The following is a 22,789-nucleotide window of genomic DNA, read 5'->3' as shown; positions in this document are numbered from 1 at the left end:
ATCGATGGACGCCACACGCATCACGTCCGTAGGGTCGCGGCCATGCCCGACATATCGCTGACCACGCTCGTCTTCCTCTGCCTTGCCGCCGCGGCGGCCGGCTGGATCGACGCGGTGGTCGGCGGCGGAGGGCTGCTGCTCCTGCCCGCCATGCTGCTCGGTCTGCCCCACGTCCAGACCGCGCAGATCCTCGGTACCAACAAGGCCGTGGCCATCGTCGGCACCTCGGGCGCCGCGATCACCTACGTGCGCAAGGCCCCGGTGCAGGTGAAGACCGCGGTACGGATCGGGCTCGCCGCGCTCGCGGGCTCGATGGGCGGCGCCTTCTTCGCGGCCGGGATCAGCAGCGACGTACTGAGGCCCGTGATCATGTTGGTGCTGCTCGGCGTCGCCGCCTTTGTGATGCTGCGTCCCGCCTTCGGTACCGCGACCGATGCCGAGCGGCGGACGGTCACCCGGGCCCGTACGATCGCCGCGATCGTGCTCGTCGGCGGCGGGATCGGCTTCTACGACGGCCTGGTCGGGCCCGGCACCGGGACCTTCCTGGTGCTCGCGCTGACGGCCGTGCTCCATCTCGACCTGGTGACCGCCTCCGCCACAGCCAAGATCGTCAATATCTGCACCAACGGCGGGGCCCTGGCGATGTTCGCCTACCAGGGCACGGTGATGTGGCAACTGGCGGCGCTGATGGCGGTGTTCAACCTGGCGGGCGGCATGTTCGGGGCAAGGATGGCGCTGCGCAAGGGCAGCGAGTTCGTCCGCGGAGTGCTGCTCGTCGTGGTCTTCTCGCTGGTTGCGAAGCTCGCCTTCGACCAGTGGACCGCGTAGGCCACCGTCCTTGCCGGCAGCCCCCGAGGGTCTGTCGTCTAGCCCGTCGTCTTCGGCTCGCGCACCCCGATCAGATGCGCGAAGGCCACCACATTGCCCTTGTAGCCGGTCTTCTCGGTGAAGCCGCCCCCGCACGTGATCACCCGGAGCTCGGCCCGGTCCTTGGGCCCGTACACCTTCTCGTCGGGGAACGAGCCCGCGTCGTACACCTCGATCGCGTCGATCGTGAAGACCGCCGTGCGGCCGTCCTTGCGGGTCACCTCGATCCGGTGGCCCTTCTTCAGAGCACCCAGGCTGTAGAAGACCGACGGACCCCGCGCGTTGTCGACATGCCCGGCGACGATCGCCGTTCCTTTCGCGCCGGGGGCAGCGCCGTCCCGCCACCAGCCCGCCAGGTTGCGGTCGGTGGCCGGCGGCACCTCCAGGCTGCCGTCGCCGGCGAGGCCCAGCGGCATGACCGGGGCGTCGATGCGGATCTCGGGTATGCGCAGGCGCACGGGCACGGACGGCGGCAGGGGGTCGGCGGCCGCGTCCGTGTAGTAGTCGGGACCGGCCGCGAAGGCCTCCGCGGCGGAGGGGACCGGCGGGGTCACAGAAACGGAGCCGTTCTGGACCAGCCAGGCGCCTGCGCAGACGGCGACGGCTATGACCCAGCCCTTGCCCTGGCCCGCTGCGGTCATCGGTCCTCCGGATACTTCTCGCCCGCTCCCGGCAGGCTCGGGGCCTGCCGGGAGCGGGGACACGGCGGTACCGGAGCGGTGGAAACCGCCCCGTCAGCTGCCCTGCGCGCCGCTCGCCCGGCGGCGCAGGAGCACGGTCCCGCCGACGGCGGCCGCGGCCAGAATGGCCACGCCCGCCGCGATCTGGGTGGTGTCGGGGCCCACGCTGCCTCCGACGCCGGTGTTGACGTGGCCGGTCGGCCATCCGTGGTGCTCTACGGTCACGTCGCCCGAGGCCTGCCGGCCGTTCTTGCAGCTCACCGTGATGGCGTAGGTCCCCGCGTGGGTGTGCTGGGGGATCGTGAACTGGCCGACCGCGACATCCTTGTGCGTTCCGGGCGCCAGACGGAACTCACCGGCGCCCAGAGCGCGGGCGTCGCCCACACCGTGGCCGCCGGGGCCGCAGACAGTGGTGCTCACGGTGATGACGGCGCCCGGAGCGGCGATGTTCGGGAAAACCTCCAGCGTGCCGGAGTCCCAGGCGTAAGCCGTGTGCACGCCGAGACCTGTCACGGCGGCCGCCAGTGCGGTACTGGCCAGCAGGCGGGCGGTGGCGCGCATGGTGATCCTCCGAGGAAGCACGGGTGGTGCGAGAGTGCGTCTTCTCTCCGAGGTAAGGCGCAGCCCGCCGCGGACGCCTGCTGATGGGGAATCAGATTGATGTGTTCCGCTCGGCGTGTCGCACTGGACAGGATCCGTTGTCGCAGGTCATCACGGGTGACGGGGAATCAGGTGACGGCCGCGCCGAATGGGTGACGGGCTTACGTGCGAGGCTCTGCCTCGGGGTGCTTCTCAGAGGGCTCGGCGGGCTCGGCGGCGAAGCCGGTGGTGTCGAGGTCGAAGTCGAACGGCGCGGGCACATGCAGCGGCTTCCCGAAGGACACCGTGGTGCGGGATCGGTAGCCCTGCGGCGACGGGTCCCAGAACGCGGCGATCTCCTCGGCCTGCATATCGAGGATCAGATATACAGGCACCTGCCTGCCGTACGCCTCCAGCTTGTCCTGCCAGTCGGCGTCCCTCGTGGAGACGGACGTGAGCTCGGCGACGAGGGAGAGCGCCTCGCCGTCGGCGTGGCGGCCGTCGGCGTCGAAGGCTGCTTCCTCGGCGACGAAGAGGTCAGGTCCGAAGGCTCGCTCCGAGGCGGGCAGGCGGAACAGGAACGGTGAGGTCTCTGCGATGTGCCCTTCAGGCGCATGGGTATCCAACTGCCGTCGCAGAGACCTCATGGCGTGCAGGTAGCGAAGCTTGGACCACGGCGACACGACGATCTTCCCCCGGATGAGCTCGGCCTTGTAGCCGTCAGGTGTGTCCAGTTCCTCCACGGTCCGGAGCAGGCTCTCGAAGTCTCCGGAAGACGGGGTGTCTATCGGTGTCGGCCGTTCCATCATGGTCGTCACGGTAGTCCTCGGAGTGCTCGTACGCAGGGCTGGTCGAGTTCTGACACTAGTTACGCTCTGCTGCGACGTCCGGGCTCCGACCCGGGCTCACCCGTACGAGCTAACCCAACGCGCTTCGACCCGAAGGAGATTGTCGGTGGCCCAGGCACTGACCGTACTCACCGTACTGACCACGACCGACAGCGCACAGAAGGCCGAGCGGCTGGCGCGGGGCGTGGTGGAGGCGAGGCTGGCGGCGTGCGCGCAGGTCTCCGCGCCCGTGACCTCCGTCTTCTGCTGGAAGAACGCCATCGAGACCGCGGAGGAGTGGCAGGTCCTCTTCAAGACGACCGAGGCCTGCTATCCGGCGCTGGAGGCGCACCTGATCGCGGCTCACGACTACGAGACGCCGGAGATCATCGCCACGCCGGTGGTGGGCGGCGGTGCGGCGTATCTGGCGTGGATCGACGCGGAGACCGTGGCGCCGTGAGAGGAGCGGGCCCCAGGGAGGAGCTTCCGTTCTTCGTCTACGGCACGCTGCGCCCGGGCGAGATCAACCACGATCTGTTTCTGCACGGCCGCACGGCCGCGGAGGAGCCGGCGGTGCTCGCGGACGCGGTGCTGTACGAGGGCCCCGGCTATCCGTACGCCCTGCTCGAACCCGGCGGGGGCACGGTCGCGGGCGAGGTGGTGACGGCGGCGCCGGGGGAGTACGGGGAACTCCTCGGCGTACTCGACCGGCTGGAGGAGTGCGTCGCGCCGGGCCACCCGCGCAATCTGTACGAGCGGCTGGCGCGCGAGGTCCGACTCCCGGACGGCACGGCCGTACGGGCCTGGGTGTATGTCGCGGCGCCGGGAGTGGCACGGAAGCTGCGGGCGACCGGCACACCGATCCCGGGCGGCGACTGGACGGGCCGCCTGTCCGGCTGAGCCGCGCTATGACGCGTGGACACGCTCCACCCGGACCGCGCACACCTTGAACTCGGGCATCCGCGAGGTCGGGTCGAGCGCTGGATTCGTCACCGAGTTGACCCGGCCCTCGCCGGGCCAGTGGAACGGCATGAAGACCGTGTCGGAACGGATCCCGGTGGTGATCCGCGCGGGCCCGACGGCCCGCCCGCGCCGAGACACGACGGCGAGCGGCTCGCCCTCCACGGCACCCAGTCGCTCGGCCAGCAGCGGGTGCAGCTCGACGAACGGCCCCGGGGCGGCGGCATTGAGCTCGTCGACCCGCCGGGTCTGCGCCCCGGACTGGTACTGCGCGACAACGCGCCCCGTGGTGAGCAGGACGGGATACGCCTCACTGGGCTCCTCGGCGGCGGCACGGTGCCCGACGGCGACGAACCGGGCGCGCCCGTCGTCCGTGGCGAACCGGTCGAGGAAGAGGCGCGGGGTGCCGGGGTGCGGGGAGCCGGAATGCGGGGTGCCGGAGCGCGCGTCCTCCGCGGTGTCCTGTGCCGGGCAGGGCCAGAAGACCCCGTTCTCCTCGGCGATCCTGGAGTACGTGATGCCCGAGTAGTCCGCCGGGCCGCCCGCCGAGGCCCTGCGCAGTTCCTCGAAGACCTCCTCGGGGGACGACGGGAAACCCTTGTCGTGGCCCAGCAGGGACGCCAGGCCGCCCAGGACCTCCAGATCGCTCCGTACCCCCGGCGGTGGCGAGAGGGCACGGCGGCGCAGCAGGACCCTGCCCTCCAGGTTGGTCGTCGTCCCCGTCTCCTCCGCCCACTGGGTGACCGGCAGCACCACATCCGCCAGCGCCGCAGTCTCGGACAGCACCACGTCCGCAACCGCAAGGAAGTCCAGCGAACGCAGCCGCTCCTCCACATGCCCGGCGCGCGGTGCGGACACCACCGGGTTCGAGCCCATCAGCAGCAGCGACTTCACGTCCCCGCCGAGCGCGTCGAGGAGTTCGTACGCACTGCGCCCCGGCCCCGGGAGTGTCTCCGGCTCCACACCCCACACCCGGGCGACATGCGCCCGCGCCGCCGGGTCGTCCAGCTTGCGGTAGCCCGGCAACTGGTCGGCCTTCTGGCCGTGTTCGCGGCCGCCCTGCCCGTTGCCCTGGCCCGTCAGACAGCCGTAGCCGGACAGCGGCCGTCCCGCACGGCCCGTCGCCAGACACAGGTTGATCCAGGCGCTGACCGTGTCCGTGCCCTTGGACTGCTGCTCGGGCCCGCGCGCCGTCAGTACCATCCCCGACTCGGCGTCACAGAACATCCGTACCGCGTCCCGCAGCTGGGGAACACCCACGCCCGTGATCCGCTCGACCAGCTCGGGCCAGTGCGCCATTGCCGCCGCCCTGGCCTCCTCCCAGCCAGTCGTACGGTCCGCGATGAACTCCTCGTCCGTACGCCCCTCCGACACCGCCACATGCAGCAGCCCCAGCGCGAGCGCCAGATCCGTCCCGGGCCGTGGCGCGAGGTGCAGATCGGCCTGCTCCGCCGTCCGCGTACGGCGCGGGTCGACGACGATCAACGTGCCGCCGTTCTCCCGCAGTTCGGTCAGATAGCGCAGCGCCGGAGGCATCGTCTCGGCGAGGTTGGAGCCGACCAGGATCACGCATCCGGTGCGCGGAATGTCCTCCAGCGGGAACGGCAGCCCGCGGTCGAGACCGAACGCCCGCTGATGCGCGGCGGCGGCCGACGACATGCAAAAACGCCCGTTGTAGTCGATCTGCGAGGTGCCGAGCACGACCCGCGCGAACTTTCCGAGCGTGTACGCCTTCTCATTGGTCAGACCCCCGCCCCCGAAAACGCCGACCGCGTCGGGGCCGTACGCCGTCCGCGTCCGCCGAAGTCCCTCCGCGACCGTGCGCAGAGCCTCCTCCCAGGTGGCCGGCTCGAGCCTGCCTGTGGCGGGGCGACGGACCAGGGGCTCGGTCAGGCGCACCCGGGAGGAGAGCAGCGCGGGCGCGGTGCGGCCCTTGCCGCACAGTGCGCCCAGGTTCACGGGGAAGTCCGGCCGCTCCACGATCTCGACCGCATCCGCCTCACCGCGCAGGCTCATGCCGCACTGCAGGGCGCAGTAGGGACAGTGGGTCGGCGTGATGGGGGCGGCCGGGTCGGTCGTGGTGGTGGCGTCGGGCATACGCCCAGGTTGGGTCGTCCGTGTTACACGGGCGGGCGCCCCGGATTACGGTCGCGGTACGGCGGGCTCCGTCTGCGCCCCGCCGCCCCGTGAGGCACGGCCGCCGCTCCTCACTCGCGGCGGCCGAGCAGCGCCAGCAGCCTGGTCTGGTGGCTGTCGCCCGGCGGCGGCTCGATCGGAGGCGCGAAGAGACCGGACTTGGCCAGCTCGGCGGCGTAGGGCGTGACCTCGTCGAGCGCGAAGAGGACCAGCACGTCCGGCAGCCGCTCCGGCGCGCCGATCGCCCGCGACAGATCCCAGGAGTGCACGACGGCGTCGGTGACCATCTGCGCGCAGTATGCGACCGCGGGTGTCTCCCCGTACGAAAGCCGGACGGTCCGCTCCAGCGCGCCCGGTGCGGCGAAGGCCTTGCGCGCGGCGCGTGCGGCGGTGTCCCAGCTGGTCTTCGGCTTTCTGCCGAGGACGTCCCCGTCGTAGGCATCGCCCACGTCCTTGGCGCCCAGCCCGTCGGTCACCAGGGCGGGCACCCACAACTGTTCCGCGGTGAGATGGTTGACGAGATCGCGTACGGACCAATCGGTGCAGGGCGTCGGATCGTCCCACTGTTCGGCCCGTACGGCGTGCACGCGGTCCGTGAAGAACGCGAGCGCTTCGGCGTGACGGCTGAGCAGGGTGGCTACGTCGTTTTCCATACGCCTCACTGTCGCGCGCCGCGGATGCCGGCGCGAGTCTGCGGCACGCGTGCGCACGCGCGTGTCGGCGGGCATTGCGGGGGCGTCGCCGCGGCTTGGTCACGGCATCACCTCGCCGCAGCGGCCAGTGCCTCCTTCACACCCGGTTCCTCGGCGCCCAGGAACCGGGGATCCGGCGTGAACGCCGCGTCCAGCGCCGCCTTGCCCGCCGCGAACATCTCGCGCGTCCCGCCGTACAGCCAGGTCACGTCATGCGGCTCGGCGACCCCGACGCCGTACGACTCGACCCCGGCCGCCCGGCAGAGCGCGACGGCCCGCCGGATGTGGAACCCCTGGGTCACCAGAACCGCCCTCTCGACCCCGAAGATCTTCTTGGCGCGTACGCAGGAGTCCCAGGTGTCGAACCCGGCGTAGTCACTGACGATCTGCCGGTCCGGCACGCCGCGCGTAGTGAGATAGGTACGCATCGCGTCCGGCTCGTCGTACTCCACGCGGCTGTTGTCGCCGGTGACCAGTACGACCTTGACCTTGCCCGCCCGGTACAACTCGGCGGCGGCGTCCAGGCGGTGCGCGAGATAGGGCGTGGGGCGGCCCTTCCACAGCCCGGCCCCGAAGACGACGGCGACATCCTGCGCGGGGACGTCCGCGACGGCGCGGACCCGGCTGTCGGCGACGGCATGCATCCAGGTAGCGGGCGCGAGCGCGAGCACGCACCCGAGCATGACCGTCTGCACGATCCGCCGCTGGGCACGCCGGGTGCGGGGCAATCTCAGTCCAGGTCGCTTCACACCTGGTCAGACGCTGTTCGGTCCGGATCGGTTCGGTCCGCATCGGTCGGCATCGGTCCGGTCCGGACCGGTCGGGTGCCGTCCACGCGGCCGGCGCTTGCGCAGCCGGCGGTGGATCGCAGGAGGTGGGGAGTCCGACAAAGCCGGGGCCGAGCCGGTGAGCCCGTGGAAAACACCCGTCACCGTCACGCAACGACCCTGCAATCTCGGCCCGGCAGGATCGGTTCATGACGGAGCCGGCAGTACACCCTCGCGAGTCCCTGCCCCTGGACGCCAAGCCCCTGGACGCCGGGCTCTTCGACTCGACGCCCCTCGCCACCACCGCGCAGTTGCTCTCGCGCATCACCGACCAGCTGGGCACCCAACTCAGCCACGTCACACGAAACGGAGCCCGCAGGCGTATGCCACCGACAGAACGGCCCACCCTTGTCGCCGTCGCCCACGGCAGCCGCGACCCGCGCGCCCTGCGCACCGCCACCGCGCTCCTCGACGTGGTCCGTGAGCTGCGCCCCAGCCTCGACGTCCGCCTCGGCCACATCGAGCTGAACGAGCCACTGCTCTCCGACACTCTCGCCGCGCTGCACGCAGAGCGGCATGGACAGGGCACCCGGGCCGTCCTCGTCCCGCTGCTCCTCGGCCGCGGCCACCACGTCAAGCACGATCTGCCGCAGGCAGCCGCGGCGCTGCCTGATGCGGACATACGGATCGCCGCCCCGCTCGGCCCGCACCCCCTCCTCCTCGAGGCGCTGTGCTCCCGCCTGGCCGATGCGGGCTGGCGGCCCGAGGACGGCACCGGCCGCAGCGCCGGAGTGGTCCTGGCCGCGGCGGGATCGCGCGACCCCGACTCCGCATCGGACACCCGCCGCACGGCCGACCTGCTCAGCGAGCGCCTGGGCGGCGTGCCGGTCGTTCCCGCGTACGCCTCGGCCGCCTCGCCGACCGTGCCCGCGGCCATCCGTGCGCTCACCGCACGCGGCCGCCACCGCATCGCCGTCGCCTCCTACTTCGTATGCCCCGGACAGTTCTCCACCGCCAGTGCAAGCGCGTCGCCCTGGATCGCCGCCGAACCGCTGGGCGCGCATCCGGCCCTGGCCCGGCTGCTGCTGCGGCGCTACGAAGAAGCACTGAGCACGCCGAGGCATGCCGCTCAGCGGCGCGAACTCGCCACCGCGTAACCCGCTCGGTCGCCCGTCCGCGACCCGCTGCGGTTACCTTCGGTGCATGGCAGGCACCACCAGCACCACCTCATCAGGCCCCGGCGGATCCCCCGGACCCCACGGACACGACGCGTACGACGAGGCAGCCACCGACCGTTTCGCCCCCGAACCGGACAAGCGCCCCGGCCGCACCGCCTTCCAGCGCGACCGCGCGCGTGTGCTGCACTCCTCGGCATTGCGCAGACTCGCCGGAAAGACCCAGGTGGTGACCCCCGGCACGCGCAATCTGGCCTGGGACGCCAGCCCGCGCACCCGGCTCACCCACTCCCTTGAGTGCGCCCAGGTCGGACGCGAGCTCGGCGCGGCACTCGGCTGCGACCCGGATCTCGTCGAGGCCGCCTGCCTCGCCCACGACATGGGCCATCCGCCCTTCGGGCACAACGGTGAACAGGCGCTCAACGACTTTGCCAAGGACTGCGGCGGCTTCGAGGGCAACGCCCAGTCACTGCGCCTGCTGACCCGTATCGAGCCCAAGCGCTTCGTCCACGACGCATACGGCGATCTCGTGAGCGTCGGCCTCAATCTCACCCGCGCCGCCCTGGACGCAGCCACCAAATACCCGTGGCCGCGCGGCGGGCATCCCTCCGCCCCCGACTCGGTGAAATTCGGGGTCTACGAGGACGACCTGCCGGTCTTCGAGTGGGCCCGTGAGGGAGCGCCCGCGTACGGGAAATGCTTCGAGGCCCAGGTCATGGACTGGTCCGACGACGTGGCCTACTCGGTGCACGACTTCGAGGACGGTCTGCACGCCGGCCATGTCGACCCGGGCCTCCTGCTCGCCGAACCGGAGCGCAGCGACATCTTCCGGGTCGCGATCGGCCGGTACGTCCCCGAGGACACCGATCCGCAGGAGCTGGCCGAGGCCCTGGACCGGCTCGTCGACCAGGAGTGGTGGCCGCACCACTACGACGGCTCAGCGGTTGCGCAGGCCCGGCTCAAGGACGCCACCAGCCAGCTCATCGGCCGGTTCTGCCTGGCCGCGGAGGGTGCGACCCGCGAGGCGTACGGCTCCGGCCGGCTCACCCGGTACGCCGCCGAACTGGTCGTTCCGCCCGCCACCCGCAACGAGTGCGCCGTACTCAAGGCCGTCGCCGACCGCTATGTGATGCAGCGCGCCGAACAGGAAGCACTCCGGGCCGACCAGCGTATCGTGCTGGCGGAGCTGGCCGAGGCGCTCACTGCTCGGGCACCCGAGAGTCTCGAACCGCAGTTCCGGGCCCAGTTCGACGCCGCGCCCGACGACCGCGCGCGCAAGCGGGTGATCGTCGACCAGCTGGCATCCCTCACGGACGCCTCGGCCCGCACCTTGCACACCCATCTCACGACACGCCGCTGACCAGCCGGGGGAGCAGTCCGGGCGGGTCCGCGATGACACGCCCACGGGTCACTCCCTCTTCCGCCATAACGCTCCGTGCGGGACGCTCGCTGAAGGCTGAGCAGCGTGAAAGCAAAGAGGAGGCATCAAGTGGTCGACGCACATCGGACATTCGTCATCGTCGGCGGTGGACTGGCCGGGGCCAAGGCCGCCGAGACCCTCCGCGCCGAGGGGTTCACCGGACGAGTGATCCTCATCGGCGACGAACGCGACCACCCCTATGAGCGCCCGCCGCTGTCCAAGGGCTATCTGTCGGGCAAGGACGAACGCGACAGCGTCTTCGTCCACAAACCCGGCTGGTACGCCCAGGCCGATGTCGAACTGCACCTCGGCCAGACCGTCGTCGCCATCGACCGGGAAGCCAAGTCCGTCCGGCTCGGCGAGGGCACCGTCCTGCACTACGACAAGCTGCTGCTGGCCACCGGAGCCGAGCCGCGCCGGCTCGACATCCCCGGCACCGAGCTGGCCGGCGTCCACCATCTGCGCCGCCTCGCCCACGCCGACCGGCTGCGCCGGGCGCTCACCGCGCTCGGCCGCGACAACGGCCAACTGCTCATCGCGGGCGCGGGCTGGATCGGCCTGGAGGTCGCATCGGCCGCCCGTGGCTACGGCGCCGAGGTCATGATCGTCGAACCGGAGGCCACCCCGCTGCAGCGGGTCATCGGCCCCGAGCTGGGCCAGATGTTCACCGAGCTCCACCGGGAGCACGGCGTCCGCTTCCACTTCGGCGCCCGCCTCACCGAGATCACCGGGCAGGACGGCATGGTGCTCGCGGCCCGCACCGACGACGGCGACGAGCACCCCGCGCACGCCGTCCTCGCCGCGATCGGGGCCGCCCCGCGCACCTCTCTGGCCGAGACAGCCGGTCTGGAGATGGCGGACCGTGCGCACGGCGGGGGCATCGCCGTCGACGCGAGCCTGCGCACCTCCGACCCCGACATCTACGCGGCGGGCGACGTCGCGGCAGCGCACCACCCGCTCCTGGGGTCCCGGCTGCGCGTCGAGCACTGGGCCAACGCCCTCAACGGCGGCCCCGCGGCAGCCCGCGCGATGCTCGGCAAGGAGGTCTCCTACGACCGCATCCCGTACTTCTTCTCCGACCAGTACGACCTCGGCCTGGAGTACTCGGGCTGGGCGCCGCCCGGTTCGTACGACCAGGTGGTGCTGCGGGGCGACGCCGGCAAGCGGCAGTTCATCGCCTTCTGGAAGAAGGACCGCCGGGTGCTTGCCGGGATGAACGTGAATGTGTGGGATGTCACCGACCCCATCCAGCAGTTGATCCGCTCGGGTGCCCCGGTGGACCCGGAAGCCCTCGCCGACCCTTCCGTACCGCTCACTTCCCTCAACGGCTGACGGGAGTGTCATCGCGCCACCGTAGACTTCACGCGTGGCAGGCAGGATCAACGATGACGACGTGAAGGCGGTCCGGGACGCGGTCCCGATCGACGCCGTTGTTTCCGAATACCTCCAGCTGCGCAACGCGGGCGGCGGGAATCTGAAGGGGCTGTGCCCCTTCCACGACGAGAAGTCCCCCTCCTTCCAGGTCAGCCCGAGCAAGGGTCTCTTCCACTGCTTCGGCTGCCAGGAAGGCGGCGACACCATCGCCTTCGTGATGAAGATCGACCACCTCTCCTTCTCCGAGACGGTCGAGCGCCTCGCCGCGACGGCGGGCATCACCCTGCGCTACGAGGAGGGCGGTTACAACCCGGCCCACCAGCGGGGCGAGCGCATCCGTCTTGTCGAGGCACACAAGATCGCCGCGCAGTTCTACATCGAGCAGCTGGAGAACGGCCCCGAGGCGGAGACGGGCCGTGCGTTCCTCGCCGAGCGCGGCTTCGACCAGGCCGCGGCCCGGCACTTCAGCGTCGGCTACAGCCCGCAGGGCTGGGACCACCTCACCCGCTTTCTGCGCGGCAAGGGGTTCAGCGACAAGGAGCTGATCCTCTCCGGCCTCTCCCAGGACGGCCGCCGCGGACCCATCGACCGTTTCCGCGGTCGGCTGATGTGGCCGATCCGCGACATCTCGGGCGATGTCGTCGGCTTCGGAGCGCGCAAGCTGTACGAGAGCGACAACGGGCCGAAGTACCTCAACACCCCCGAGACGGGCATCTACAAGAAGTCACAGATGCTCTACGGCATCGATCTTGCGAAGAAGGAGATCGCCAAGACCAGCCGGGCCGTGGTCGTCGAGGGCTACACGGATGTGATGGCCTGTCATCTGGCCGGGGTCACCACGGCGATCGCCACCTGCGGCACCGCCTTCGGCGGCGACCACATCAAGATCCTCCGGCGGCTGTTGATGGACAACGGGAGCGCCCGCGTCATCTTCACCTTCGACGGCGATGCGGCCGGCCAGAAGGCCGCGCTGCGAGCCTTCGAGGACGACCAGAAGTTCGCCGCCGAGACGTACATCGCGATCGCCCCCGACGGGATGGACCCCTGCGAGCTGCGCCTCGCCAAGGGGGACGACGCGGTCGCCGAGCTGGTCGAGCCCCGTACCCCGCTCTTCGAGTTCGCGCTGCGGCAGATCGTGGCCCGCTACGACCTGGAAACACCCGCGGGCAGGGCGACGGCACTCGACGAGGCGGCGCCCGTCGTCGCACGCATCAAGAACAGCGGTGCGCAGCACGAGGTCGCGGTGCAGCTCGCGGGCATGCTCGGCATCCTGGACACGCAGTTCGTCGTCAAGCGCGTCGCCCAGCTCGCCCGCTGGGCCCGCGACCGGGGCGGCCAGCAGCCGCAGCAGCGCCGCTCGGCTCCGCTGCCGCAGGCCCCGGCGCGGGCCGGCTCAGGACCGCCGCTGAATCTGCGCAGCCCGGCGGCCCGCACCGAGCGGGAGCTGCTGAAGCTTGCCCTGCAACGGCCCGAGCTGGTGTCGCCCGCCTTCGACGCGTACGGCGTCGACGAGTTCACGGCCGCGCCCTATGCGGCCGTACGCCACTGCATCGAGCAGGCGGGCGGCGCCGAGCAGGGCCTTGCCGAGGAGCGGGAGTACCTTGCCAAGGTTCTCGACGCCGCGCCCAACGACACCGTGCGCAGCCTCATCACCGAACTCGCCGTCGAGGTCTTCATCGGCAAGTCCATCGACGAGACGTACGCCGGGATGCAGCTCGTTCAGGTCCGCGTGCGGGCCGTGGACCGCCGTATCAGCGAGGTTCAGGGCAGTCTCACCCGGCTCGGCAGCAACGTGTCCGCGGAGCAGCTTGCGGCCGCGCAGAACGAGGTGTGGGTGCTCCAGCAGTACGCCCAGTCCCTGCGCAACCAGGGCGCGGACGCTCTCTAGACGCCGGCAGCCCCCGCTGCGGTAACCGTCCGGTCACACACGGGACTCAAAAAGTGCTCGCACGCCCCTCGTGGCGGCTGTGTGTCGTACCCCACACTGGGTGCGGTGCCTGAGTCCTCGGAGCGCGGCCGGTCCACCCACAGTGGGCCTCTCACTCCCGCGGATCCGCTCATCGTGTACGGGACGGAAAGCGGCCCGGCCGCCCACGTCCCGCTGCCGCACACCCCCGAACCGGCAGCGATCACCTGGAGGTCGCCCCCGTGCAGACCCAGACCCTGACCGAGACCGATGCTGTCGCGGCCGTCTCCGCGCAGGTCCCCGCGCAGAGCCGGGCAGTACAGCAACCCGAGGCCGTGCCCCAGGCGGCCCCGGAGACCGTTGTCGAGGAAACTGTGGATGTGCCCGAGCCTCCGGAGCCCCGGGCCGGCCGCGTCGACAGCGGCGGGCCCTCCTCCGATCTGTTCCGGCAGTATCTGCGGGAGATCGGCAGGATTCCGCTGCTCACGGCGGTCGAGGAGGTGGAGCTGGCGCGCCGCGTGGAAGCCGGTCTGTTCGCCGAGGAGAGGCTCGCCAACACCCCCGACATCGACGATTCCCAACTCGCCGTCGATCTCGACAAGTTGGTCGTCATGGGCCGGATGGCCAAGCGCCGGCTGATCGAGGCCAACCTGCGGCTCGTCGTCTCCGTGGCCAAGCGGTATGTGGGCCGCGGACTGACCATGCTCGATCTCGTCCAGGAGGGAAACCTGGGCCTGATCAGGGCGGTGGAGAAGTTCGACTACGCCCGCGGCTACAAGTTCTCGACGTACGCGACCTGGTGGATACGCCAGGCCATGTCCCGGGCCCTCGCCGACCAGGCACGCACCATCCGGGTCCCGGTCCATGTCGTCGAACTGATCAACCGGGTCGTCCGGGTCCAGCGCCGGATGCTCCAGGAGCGCGGCTACGAACCCACCCCCGAAGAGGTGGCCGTCCAGCTGGACCTGGCACCCGAGCGGGTCAGCGAGGTGCTGCGGCTCGCCCAGGAGCCGGTCTCGCTGCACGCGCCGGTGGGCGAGGAGGACGACGTGGCACTCGGCGACCTCATCGAGGACGGCGACGCGGCGTCTCCCGTCGAGTCGGCTGCCTTCCTGCTGCTGCGCGAGCACCTGGAGGCGGTGCTCTCCACGCTCGGCGAACGCGAGCGGAAGGTCGTCCAGCTGCGGTACGGGCTGGTGGACGGGAGGCCGCGGACGCTCGAGGAGATCGGCCGGATCTTCGGCGTGACGCGGGAGCGCATCCGCCAGATCGAGTCCAAGACGCTCAACAAACTCAGAGACCACGCGTTCGCGGACCAGCTACGGGGTTACCTGGACTGAGGGGCGTGACCGCTGCGCAGGGGCCTGTCCCGACCCCGCGGCCGGCGGCTGTGGGAGGTACCCCCCTCCCGAACCGGGGCAGGCCCGGGACCCCGTACGCGCTTCGCGCGGGGTCCCGGGCCTGCCCAGGTTCGCTACTCCACCTCCACCACCGCCTGGGCGAACTGCGCCGCGTACAGCCGCGCATACGCCCCGTCCGCCGCCAACAGCTCCTCATGCGTGCCCTGTTCGACGATCGCCCCGCTCTCCATCACCAGGATCACGTCCGCGTCCCTGATGGTGGACAGCCGGTGCGCGATGACGAAGCTCGTGCGGCCGTGGGCGAGCCGCGCCATCGCCTTCTGGATGAGCACCTCGGTACGCGTGTCCACCGAGCTCGTCGCCTCGTCGAGCACCAGGATCACCGGGTCGGACAGGAACGCCCGCGCGATGGTGATCAGCTGCTTCTCGCCCGCGCTCACGCCCGAGCCCTCGTCGTCGATCACCGTGTCGTAGCCGTCGGGCAGTGTACGGATGAACCGGTCGGCGTGCGCCGCGCGGGCCGCCTCCTCGATCTCCCCGCGCGTCACCTGCCGGGAGGCCCCGTACGCGATGTTGTCCGCGATCGTGCCGCCGAACAGCCAGGTGTCCTGGAGCACCATCCCGATCCGGGACCGCAGTTCCTCGCGGGACATCTTGGCGACGTCGACCCCGTCGAGGCTGATCCGGCCACCGGTGACCTCGTAGAACCGCATCAGCAGGTTCACCAGGGTCGTCTTGCCCGCGCCCGTCGGACCGACGATCGCGACCGTGTGACCCGGCTCCACGCTCAGCGACAGATCCTCGATGAGCGGCTTGTCCGGGTCGTAGCGGAAGGCGACCTTCTCCAGGGAGACCCGGCCCTTGGAGCTTTCCGGCCGCTCGGCCAAGGGCGAGTCCGCCTCCTGCTCCTCCGCGTCGAGGAGTTCGAAGATCCGCTCGGCGGACGCGACGCCCGACTGCACGAGATTCGCCATCGAGGCGACCTGCGTCAGCGGCATCGAGAACTGCCGGGAGTACTGGATGAACGCCTGCACGTCGCCGATCGACAGCGCGCCGGAGGCGACCCGCAACCCGCCGACCACGGCCACCAGCACATAGTTGAGGTTCGAGACGAAGAACATCAGCGGCTGCATGACCCCGCTGTTGAACTGCGCCTTGAATCCAGCCTCGTACAGCGCCTCGTTCTGCTCGGCGAAGTCCCTGGCCGACTCGTCCTGCCGCCCGAAGACCTTCACCAGCGCATGACCGGTGTACATCTCCTCGATGTGGGCGTTGAGCTTGCCGGTGGTCTTCCACTGCTGCACAAAATGCGGCTGCGAGCGCTTGCCGACCTTCGTGGCGACGACGACCGACACCGGCACCGTCACCAGTGCGACCAGCGCGAGCAGCGGCGAGATCCAGAACATCATCGCCAGGACGCCCACGATGGTCAGCAGCGAGTTGATCAGCTGGCCCATCGTCTGCTGCAGGGTCTGCGAGATGTTGTCGATGTCGTTCGTCGCCCGGCTGAGCACCTCGCCGCGCTTGGCACGGTCGAAGTACGACAGCGGCAGCCGCGACAGCTTCGCCTGTACCTCCTCGCGCATCCGGTACAGGGTCCGGTTGATCACCCGGATCGACAGCCGGGTCGCCACCAGCATCAGCAGACCGGCGGCGACGTACACCGCCAGCGCCGTCAGCAGCACATGGCCGACGGCGGTGAAGTCGATGCCTTCGCCGGGGGTGAAGTCCACGCCGGACAGGAGGTCAGCGAGCCCGCCCTGGTCCTTGTCCCGCAGACCCTCGATCGCCTGTTCCTTGCTGGTGCCGGTGTCCAGCCCGCGGCCGACGACCCCGGCGAAGACCAGGTCGGTCGCCCGGCCCAGAATCCACGGGCCGACCACGTTGAACGAGACGCTCAGCACTGCCGCCGCGAGCATCACCCACAGCGTCATGCGCTCCGGCGCGAGCTGCCGCAGCAGCCGTTTGCCCGAACCCTTGAAGTCCATGGACCGCTCGACGGGGCCCATCATCATCCGTCCGCCCGGCCCGCTCATGCGGCCTCAGCCTCCGTCAGCTGCGAGAGCACGATCTCTCGGTAGGTCTCATTGCTCTCCATCAGCTCGTGATGGCTTCCGGCCCCCACGACCTGCCCCTCGTCCAGGACCACGATGCGGTCGGCGTCACGGATGGTGGACACCCGCTGGGCAACTATCACGACCGTCGCCTCGGAGGTCTCGCGGGCGAGTGCGCCCCGCAACGCCGCGTCCGTGGAGTAGTCCAGGGCCGAGAAGGAGTCGTCGAAGAGATAGATCTCCGGACGCTGCACCAGGGTCCGCGCGATCGCGAGGCGCTGGCGCTGACCGCCGGAGACATTGGTGCCGCCCTGCGCGATCGGTGCGTTCAGCCCGCCTTCCAGCTCCCGTACGAAATCGGCGGCCTGCGCCACTTCCAGCGCCTGCCACAGTTCCTCGTCGCTCGCGTCGGGCTTCCCGTAGCGCAGATTGGTGGCCACGGTCCCGGAGAAGAGGTACGGCTTCTGGGGCACGAGCCCGACCGTCCTCGCCATCAGCGCCGGATCGAGGTCACGCACATCCACGCCGTCGACGAGCACCTCGCCGTCCGTCGCGTCGAACAGCCGCGGTACGAGGCCGAGCAGCGTCGATTTTCCGCTGCCCGTCGACCCGATGATCGCGGTGGTCTCGCCGGGCCGCGCCACCAGCGTGACATCGCGCAGCACCGACTCCTCGGCCCCCGGATAGCGGAACTCCACGTCCCGCACCTCCAGATGCCCGTGACTGCGCAGCTCCCGTACGGCCTTGATCGGCGGGATCACGCTCGAGCGCGTGTCCAGCACCTCTTCGATCCGCTCGGCACAGACCTCGGCGCGCGGAACCATCATGAACATGAAGGTGGCCATCATCACGGCCATCACGATCTGCATCAGATACGCGAGGAACGCGGTCAGCGCGCCGATCTGGATCGCGCCGCTGTCGACGCGGTGTGCGCCGAACCAGACAACGGCGATGGACGACACGTTCACGACCGTCATGACGGTCGGGAACATCAGCGCCATCAGCCGTCCGGTGGACAGGGACACATCGGTCAGCTCGTTGTTGGCGCCGCGGAAGCGCCCTGCCTCGTAGTCGTCGCGTACGAAGGCACGGATGACGCGGTTGCCTGTGATCTGCTCCCGCAGCACCCGGTTCACCGTGTCCAGCCGCTCCTGCATGGTCCGGAACAGCGGCCGCATCTTCTTGACGATCAGCGAGACGGCGATGCCGAGCACCGGCACCACCGCGAGCAGCACAACCGACAGCGGCACATCCTGGCCGAGGGCCATGATGATGCCGCCGACGCACATGATCGGCGCCGACACCATGAGCGTGAACGCCATCAGGACCAGCATCTGCACCTGCTGGACGTCATTGGTCGTGCGGGTGATCAGGGAGGGCGCGCCGAACTGGCCGACCTCCCGCGCGGAGAAGCTCTGTACCCGGTCGAAGACGGCGGCCCGGACGTCGCGCCCGAGCGCTGCGGCGGTCCTCGCCCCGAAGTAGACGGCTCCGATGTTGCAGAACACCTGGACGATGCTCACCGCGATCATGAGCGCGCCGAGCCGCAGGATGTAGCCCGTGTCCCCCTTCACGACACCGTTGTCGATGATGTCCGCGTTGAGGGTCGGCAGATAAAGAGTGGCGCTGGTCTGCAGCAGCTGCAGCACCACAAGGAGGGTGATCGGTCGTCTGTACGGACCCAAATGTGTCCGCAGTAGTCGTATCAGCACACGCTGTCTCTCGGAGTCGGCAAGATCTGGGGAGTCACCCCATCTTGCGACACTCCCCCCGTGGAACCCCAAGGGTTTAATTCAAGGAGGGGTCAAGATGTCGGGTTGAACGCCCCGGGGTGGATCTGATCCCGCGTTGCTCCGTACTGCCGGCGCACCGCCTGACCCACCGCCAGCTCGTCCCCGGGCTCGAAAACCTGGGCCGCCGCGCCCTGCCAGGCCGGGGGAGCGGCCGGTGACAGCGTCCCCTGCGAGACCCCGAGCGCCCAGGCCGCCTGCCGGGCCGCGCCGATCGCCGCGTAGTCGGCGGGCTGCGGTACGACGATCTGCGCCCCGAAGATCGCGGGCGCCGCGGCCTGCACGGCGGGCAGCTCGGCCGCCGCACCCAGCAGAAAGACCCGGCGCACCTCGACCCCGCGCCCACGCAGCACATCAAGGGCGTCCGCGAGCGAGCACAGCATGCCCTCGAAGGCCGCCCGCGCCAGATGCTCGGGCTTCATCGACTCGCGGCGCAGACCACTCAGCGTCCCCGCGGTGTGCGGCAGTTGCGGAGTGCGCTCGCCCTCCAGATACGGCAGCAGCACAAGCCCCGACGAACCGGGCGTCGACTTCATCGCCAGCGCGGACAGCTCTCTGAGCTCACCGATCCCCAGCAGTTCGGCCGTGCCCCGCAGCGCCCGTACGGCATTGAGCGTGTGCACCACCGGCAGATGCATCCCGGTCGCGTCGGCGAACGACGTAATCATCCCGCTCGGGTCGGCCAGCGCCTCCTGGTGCACGGTCATCACCGAACCCGAGGCCCCCAGCGACACCACCGCGTCGCCGATCCCGACTCCGAGCCCGAACGCGGCGGCCATCGTCTCGCCGGTCCCGGCGGAGATCAGCAGCCCCTCGGGCGTCGTCCCCGCGGCCTCGGCAGGGCCGAGCACCTCGGGCAGCGCGACCTGGTGCCCGAGCGCCAGCTCGACAAGATCGGGCCGGTAGGAGCCGGTTCCCGCCGACCAGAAACCTGTGCCGGAAGCGCCGCCGCGGTCCGTGGTCCGGCGGCCGGGACGACCGAGCAGCTGCCACACCAGCCAGTCGTGCGGCTGCAGGACAGCCGCGACGCGCCGCGCCGTATCGGGCTCGGAGCGCGCCATCCAGCGCAGCTTCGACACCGGCTGGGCGGCCTGCGGCACCGAGCCGACGGCCTCGGCCCAGGCCTGCCGCCCGCCGAGCGCGTCGATCAGATCAGCCGCGGCGACCTGCGCCCGCTTGTCGTTGCCGAGCAGCGCGAGGCGTACGAGATTGCCCTGCGCGTCCAGTGGCACCAGTCCGTGCTGCTGGGCGGAGACGCCGATGGCCTGCACGCCTTCGAGCAGCCCGCCGGCCGCCGCATCGCCGAGCGAGAGCAGCCAGGCCTGCGGATCTATCTCGGTGGCCTTCGCCTCGGCGGGGTGCGGTGCGTACCCCTGGCGCAGCACGGCACCCGTGTCCGCATCACAGACGACGATGCGTGTGAATGCAGACGAACTGTCCAAGCCGGCGACTATCCCCATGACACAAGATTCTGCCGCACGTGGGGGGTATCGGCGTCACGTGTTGCTGGTTCCCCAGTCGTCCTCGCCGTTGGCGGTCCGCTCCCTGAGGGACCGCACCCGCTCGGCCACCGAGTCCGGCATCCGGTCCCCGACCTTGTCGCTCACCGCGTGGAAGGCCTTGCCCGTCACCTGGCGGCCGTTCTGCGCGGCGGACTCCACGGCGTTGCGCACCGCGGGATTCTGGGAGAACTGGCGGACGGACTTCTTCAGCTGTTCGTAGCGCTCGCGCCCGGCCCTCGCGCCGATCACGTAGCCGAGGGCAAGTCCGGCGACGAACGTGAGCTTGTACCGCATGGCAGCCACCCTTCCCTTGCGTCGGTGCAGGCCGCCTACCCGTCCTCGCCCGTGATCACCCGGGGCCATACCGATTGGCGGAGCACCCCCCTGCTTGCGCTAATGTATGTGTCGCAGCGGGCACACGCCCCCCGGGACGCCCGGGGTAGGTACGTTCGGTGCATACGCAGCAATCCCCTGTAGCTCAATTGGCAGAGCAGCCGGCTGTTAACCGGCAGGTTACTGGTTCGAGTCCAGTCGGGGGAGCGCGATCCCCTGTAGCTCAATTGGCAGAGCATTCGGCTGTTAACCGGAGGGTTGCTGGTTCGAGTCCAGCCGGGGGAGCAGATACCGGAAGAGGACCCCCTGGGGGGTCCTTTTTCGTGTGTCATCTGCGAGATCCGACGGCTTCTGGAACCGGGCAGGGGGCAGCGCAGTCCTCATGATTGAGCGTGGCCGCCCCTCCGAGGCAGGAGATCGTATGAGCGGCTATGCTGCGGCAGACGGCGCGCACATTTGTGCGCGACGCGCCGTTAGGGGCGGTAGCTCAGCCGGTTAGAGCAGCGGACTCATAATCCGTCGGCCGTGGGTTCGAGTCCCACCCGCCCCACAACGCGCTACGCGTGGAGAAGCGATCTGACCAGCATCTTTGCTGGTTGGATCGAGTACGGCCAGGACCTTGGCGGCCCGCCGCGATCATGTTTTCATGATCGTGAGGACAAATTGAGGACGCAGGTCACGCGGCGGGACGCAGTCCCTCGTCCGGCCCACCCTCGTCGGCATCGGGCGGCTGTCCGGCGCCCTCATCCTGGCCCTCCGGCTTGGGACGCTTCCCGCGTGGAGAAGTCTCCTTTTGCGGGGACCGGGGCACGACTGCGCTTGTCGACTCCGCCTCGGCGGTCATGAGCTGAGGCAGGACGCTGGTGTACGTGTCCGAGGTGATCTGGCGGGAGCTGTGTCCAAGCCGTTCCTGGACGACCTTGATGTCGGCCTTGCCTAGGAGCGCCAGCGTGGCCGACAGGTGCCGTGTGTCGTGCAGTCGGATCGGGGGAAGGCCGGACAGCTCCACGAGCCGATTGAACCTTCGGCTGATCCAATCGGGGTGCAACGGCTGGCCGTTCTCGTGCGTCCAGACCCGATTGGTCTCAACCCAGGCGTCTTTGCCGGACCACTGCTCACGTTCCTTGGCCTGAGTGATCCGCCATTGCCGCCACTGCTCACGAGTCTCAGAGTCGAGGGTGACAGTACGGACACTGTCCTGCTTCGGCGCTTCGTCGTACTGCCTGTAGGCGACCTCGACGATCTGCGCGGAGATGCGGAACCATGAGCCGCTTAGATTGACCTCCGTCCAGGGCAGAGCGCACATCTCGCCGCGCCGAGGGCCACGGAAGATGAACCCGTGCCACATGCCGCACAGCCGGTCGTCGCTGACGAAGTCCAGGTACTCGCCGGTCTGCTCCGGCGTCCAGACCATGACCGGGCTGGGCTTGTTGCCCGTGCGCCTCCACTCTTCAACCCGCTCCGGCGTCCAGACCAGCGCCTTGGGCCGCTTGACCGCCGGCAGCTCGACCATCGCGGCCCAGTTGGTTGCGTACTCGCCGCGCTTGATGCCGCTGCCCAGGAACGAGCTCAGGGTGGCGTTGATGCGGTGCATCGTCGCGGCACTGGTGATCTTCCGCTTGCCCTTGCGGCTCTCGCGGAGCGCGGCGTTGGCATCGAGGTAGCCCCGACGGGTGACACGGCGCTCCTCCTTCCTTCCCGCGGCACGGACCCAGGCCGTGTAGGCGGCGTCGCGTGCCTCCTGCAACTCGATCACCTTGGCGTGGTGAAGCAGCCGCTCCGCGTTCTCTCGTTCGATCGCGTCGTACATGGCCTCGATGTGACGCAGCTTGAGGTCACGCCGTTTGATGTGGCCGAGCTGCGGTGTGAGGTAGAGAGTGATGTGCTCTTCGTACCCGTGCCGAGTCGTGCGGGCCAGGCTCCTCTTCCTCTTGAGCCAGGTGTTCAGATCCTCTCCGACGGTGGCGTTGCTGAGTACGTCTGCGCCGCCGATGACGTCGCGGTACACCTCTGCTGCCTTGGTCTTCGCCTCGTCCTTCGTGGCGAATCCGCCCCGGCGAACGCGCTGACGTTTTCCGCCCTCCCCGGCTTCGAGCTCGAAGTAGAAGTACCAGGAGCCGTGCCCCTTCAGTGGGAGCTTCGGGCAGCTTGCCCCGAGCATGCGCAACGTTGGCGAGCCGTTGGCGTCGAATATCGGAGCCCCGTCGGAATCGACGGCCGGTGCTTTGCACGCGCAGCGCCGGTAGTAGTTGGGGTTTAGCATCCCATCTCCCCTCAGATCCACAGATTCGGAGCACGACCCGCCCCGACGCTGTGAACGTCCCGTGTTGGTTGCTGTAGATCTTCGCCCATGATGCCGTAACTCT

The 22,789-nt window shown here is 69.9% G+C and carries 18 protein-coding genes, 3 tRNA genes and 1 pseudogene; 11 read left to right on the top strand and 11 right to left on the bottom strand.

Annotated elements, in window-relative coordinates; genetic code table 11:
- Positions 1-42: 42 nt before the first annotated feature.
- Positions 43-828: a TSUP family transporter gene (locus FBY35_RS29835; RefSeq protein WP_142217053.1), complete on the top strand. Its 786-nt coding sequence runs from the start codon at positions 43-45 to the stop codon at positions 826-828.
- Between the two features lie 38 nt (positions 829-866).
- On the opposite strand, the gene FBY35_RS29830 is transcribed toward FBY35_RS29835, so the two are convergent.
- From FBY35_RS29830 to FBY35_RS29820, 3 genes are all read right to left on the bottom strand, one after another.
- The gene (locus tag FBY35_RS29830; protein WP_142217052.1) at positions 867-1,508 is read right to left on the bottom strand and encodes a class F sortase; all 642 of its coding nucleotides are present in this window, start codon (positions 1,506-1,508) and stop codon (positions 867-869) included.
- A gap of 93 nt (positions 1,509-1,601) precedes the next feature.
- Positions 1,602-2,108, bottom strand: coding sequence for a hypothetical protein (locus FBY35_RS29825; RefSeq protein ID WP_142217051.1), 507 nt, complete (start codon positions 2,106-2,108; stop codon positions 1,602-1,604).
- A gap of 200 nt (positions 2,109-2,308) precedes the next feature.
- Positions 2,309-2,935, bottom strand: a complete 627-nt coding sequence (locus tag FBY35_RS29820) for a Uma2 family endonuclease (protein ID WP_142217050.1) — start codon at positions 2,933-2,935, stop codon at positions 2,309-2,311.
- A gap of 145 nt (positions 2,936-3,080) precedes the next feature.
- On the opposite strand from FBY35_RS29820, the gene cutA reads away from it, so the two are divergent.
- A complete protein-coding gene (cutA, locus tag FBY35_RS29815) occupies positions 3,081-3,413 on the top strand; it encodes a divalent-cation tolerance protein CutA (RefSeq protein WP_260848858.1) in 333 nt (110 codons plus the stop codon).
- A complete protein-coding gene (locus FBY35_RS29810) occupies positions 3,410-3,853 on the top strand; it encodes a gamma-glutamylcyclotransferase family protein (protein WP_142217048.1) in 444 nt (147 codons plus the stop codon). The genes cutA and FBY35_RS29810 overlap by 4 nt, the downstream gene beginning before the upstream one ends.
- 6 nt (positions 3,854-3,859) lie before the next feature.
- Here the strand turns inward: FBY35_RS29810 and FBY35_RS29805 are convergent, their stop codons facing one another.
- The 3 genes from FBY35_RS29805 to FBY35_RS29795 all read right to left on the bottom strand — a co-directional run bounded on the left by FBY35_RS29805 (position 3,860) and on the right by FBY35_RS29795 (position 7,424).
- Entirely contained in the window at positions 3,860-6,010 is a 2,151-nt protein-coding gene (locus FBY35_RS29805) for a molybdopterin oxidoreductase family protein (RefSeq protein WP_142217047.1), read from the bottom strand.
- Positions 6,011-6,120: 110 nt separating this feature from the next.
- A complete protein-coding gene (locus FBY35_RS29800; protein WP_142217046.1) occupies positions 6,121-6,702 on the bottom strand; it encodes a TIGR03086 family metal-binding protein in 582 nt (193 codons plus the stop codon).
- Between the two features lie 107 nt (positions 6,703-6,809).
- The gene (locus tag FBY35_RS29795) at positions 6,810-7,424 is read right to left on the bottom strand and encodes a vancomycin high temperature exclusion protein (RefSeq protein WP_399209506.1); all 615 of its coding nucleotides are present in this window, start codon (positions 7,422-7,424) and stop codon (positions 6,810-6,812) included.
- 293 nt (positions 7,425-7,717) lie between these two features.
- Between FBY35_RS29795 and FBY35_RS29790 the strand changes: the two genes are divergently transcribed.
- The 5 genes and pseudogenes from FBY35_RS29790 to FBY35_RS29770 all read left to right on the top strand — a co-directional run bounded on the left by FBY35_RS29790 (position 7,718) and on the right by FBY35_RS29770 (position 14,723).
- Complete coding sequence (locus FBY35_RS29790) at positions 7,718-8,665, top strand: sirohydrochlorin chelatase (protein WP_142217044.1); 948 nt, start codon at positions 7,718-7,720, stop codon at positions 8,663-8,665.
- A gap of 46 nt (positions 8,666-8,711) precedes the next feature.
- Complete coding sequence (locus FBY35_RS29785; protein WP_142217043.1) at positions 8,712-10,043, top strand: deoxyguanosinetriphosphate triphosphohydrolase; 1,332 nt, start codon at positions 8,712-8,714, stop codon at positions 10,041-10,043.
- A gap of 129 nt (positions 10,044-10,172) precedes the next feature.
- Positions 10,173-11,435, top strand: a complete 1,263-nt coding sequence (locus tag FBY35_RS29780) for an NAD(P)/FAD-dependent oxidoreductase (RefSeq protein WP_142217042.1) — start codon at positions 10,173-10,175, stop codon at positions 11,433-11,435.
- Between the two features lie 34 nt (positions 11,436-11,469).
- Positions 11,470-13,365, top strand: coding sequence for a DNA primase (gene dnaG, locus FBY35_RS29775; RefSeq protein WP_142217041.1), 1,896 nt, complete (start codon positions 11,470-11,472; stop codon positions 13,363-13,365).
- Positions 13,366-13,470: 105 nt separating this feature from the next.
- Positions 13,471-14,723, top strand: a pseudogene (locus FBY35_RS29770) (RNA polymerase sigma factor).
- Between the two features lie 134 nt (positions 14,724-14,857).
- Here FBY35_RS29770 and FBY35_RS29765 read toward each other — a convergent pair.
- From FBY35_RS29765 to FBY35_RS29750, 4 genes are all read right to left on the bottom strand, one after another.
- Complete coding sequence (locus FBY35_RS29765; RefSeq protein WP_142217040.1) at positions 14,858-16,780, bottom strand: ABC transporter ATP-binding protein; 1,923 nt, start codon at positions 16,778-16,780, stop codon at positions 14,858-14,860.
- Complete coding sequence (locus FBY35_RS29760) at positions 16,777-18,510, bottom strand: ABC transporter ATP-binding protein (RefSeq protein WP_142217039.1); 1,734 nt, start codon at positions 18,508-18,510, stop codon at positions 16,777-16,779. The genes FBY35_RS29765 and FBY35_RS29760 overlap by 4 nt, the downstream gene beginning before the upstream one ends.
- Before the next feature lie 92 nt (positions 18,511-18,602).
- On the bottom strand, positions 18,603-20,048 hold the full coding sequence (locus FBY35_RS29755) for an FGGY family carbohydrate kinase (RefSeq protein ID WP_142217038.1): 1,446 nt from the start codon (positions 20,046-20,048) through the stop codon (positions 18,603-18,605).
- Between the two features lie 36 nt (positions 20,049-20,084).
- A complete protein-coding gene (locus FBY35_RS29750; RefSeq protein ID WP_186357099.1) occupies positions 20,085-20,384 on the bottom strand; it encodes a YtxH domain-containing protein in 300 nt (99 codons plus the stop codon).
- Positions 20,385-20,557: 173 nt separating this feature from the next.
- Between FBY35_RS29750 and FBY35_RS29745 the strand changes: the two genes are divergently transcribed.
- From FBY35_RS29745 to FBY35_RS29735, 3 genes are all read left to right on the top strand, one after another.
- Positions 20,558-20,630: transfer RNA gene (locus FBY35_RS29745), tRNA-Asn, on the top strand.
- Between the two features lie 5 nt (positions 20,631-20,635).
- Positions 20,636-20,708 (top strand) — tRNA-Asn (locus tag FBY35_RS29740).
- 191 nt (positions 20,709-20,899) lie between these two features.
- Positions 20,900-20,973 (top strand) — tRNA-Ile (locus tag FBY35_RS29735).
- A 126-nt stretch (positions 20,974-21,099) separates the two neighbouring features.
- Here FBY35_RS29735 and FBY35_RS29730 read toward each other — a convergent pair.
- On the bottom strand, positions 21,100-22,686 hold the full coding sequence (locus tag FBY35_RS29730) for a tyrosine-type recombinase/integrase (RefSeq protein WP_142217036.1): 1,587 nt from the start codon (positions 22,684-22,686) through the stop codon (positions 21,100-21,102).
- Positions 22,687-22,789 lie beyond the last annotated feature (103 nt).

The sequence above is a fragment of the Streptomyces sp. SLBN-118 genome (assembly GCF_006715635.1).
Classification (GTDB): Bacteria; Actinomycetota; Actinomycetes; order Streptomycetales; family Streptomycetaceae; genus Streptomyces.
The sequence above is the reverse complement of the archived record's forward strand: the minus strand, read 5'-3'. Positions and strand labels throughout refer to the sequence as shown.

Bases quoted from the DNA above. Each gene is read 5' to 3' on its own strand.
- FBY35_RS29830 (WP_142217052.1), bottom strand. From the start codon at position 1,508: ATGACCGCAGCGGGCCAGGGCAAGGGCTGGGTCATAGCCGTCGCCGTC.
- FBY35_RS29805 (WP_142217047.1), bottom strand. From the start codon at position 6,010: ATGCCCGACGCCACCACCACGACCGACCCGGCCGCCCCCATCACGCCG.
- FBY35_RS29800 (WP_142217046.1), bottom strand. From the start codon at position 6,702: ATGGAAAACGACGTAGCCACCCTGCTCAGCCGTCACGCCGAAGCGCTC.
- FBY35_RS29795 (WP_399209506.1), bottom strand. From the start codon at position 7,424: ATGCTCGGGTGCGTGCTCGCGCTCGCGCCCGCTACCTGGATGCATGCC.
- FBY35_RS29755 (WP_142217038.1), bottom strand. From the start codon at position 20,048: ATGGGGATAGTCGCCGGCTTGGACAGTTCGTCTGCATTCACACGCATC.
- FBY35_RS29785 (WP_142217043.1), top strand. From the start codon at position 8,712: ATGGCAGGCACCACCAGCACCACCTCATCAGGCCCCGGCGGATCCCCC.
- FBY35_RS29730 (WP_142217036.1), bottom strand. From the start codon at position 22,686: ATGCTAAACCCCAACTACTACCGGCGCTGCGCGTGCAAAGCACCGGCC.
- FBY35_RS29835 (WP_142217053.1), top strand. From the start codon at position 43: ATGCCCGACATATCGCTGACCACGCTCGTCTTCCTCTGCCTTGCCGCC.
- FBY35_RS29750 (WP_186357099.1), bottom strand. From the start codon at position 20,384: ATGCGGTACAAGCTCACGTTCGTCGCCGGACTTGCCCTCGGCTACGTG.
- FBY35_RS29790 (WP_142217044.1), top strand. From the start codon at position 7,718: ATGACGGAGCCGGCAGTACACCCTCGCGAGTCCCTGCCCCTGGACGCC.
- FBY35_RS29765 (WP_142217040.1), bottom strand. From the start codon at position 16,780: ATGAGCGGGCCGGGCGGACGGATGATGATGGGCCCCGTCGAGCGGTCC.
- FBY35_RS29825 (WP_142217051.1), bottom strand. From the start codon at position 2,108: ATGCGCGCCACCGCCCGCCTGCTGGCCAGTACCGCACTGGCGGCCGCC.
- FBY35_RS29820 (WP_142217050.1), bottom strand. From the start codon at position 2,935: ATGATGGAACGGCCGACACCGATAGACACCCCGTCTTCCGGAGACTTC.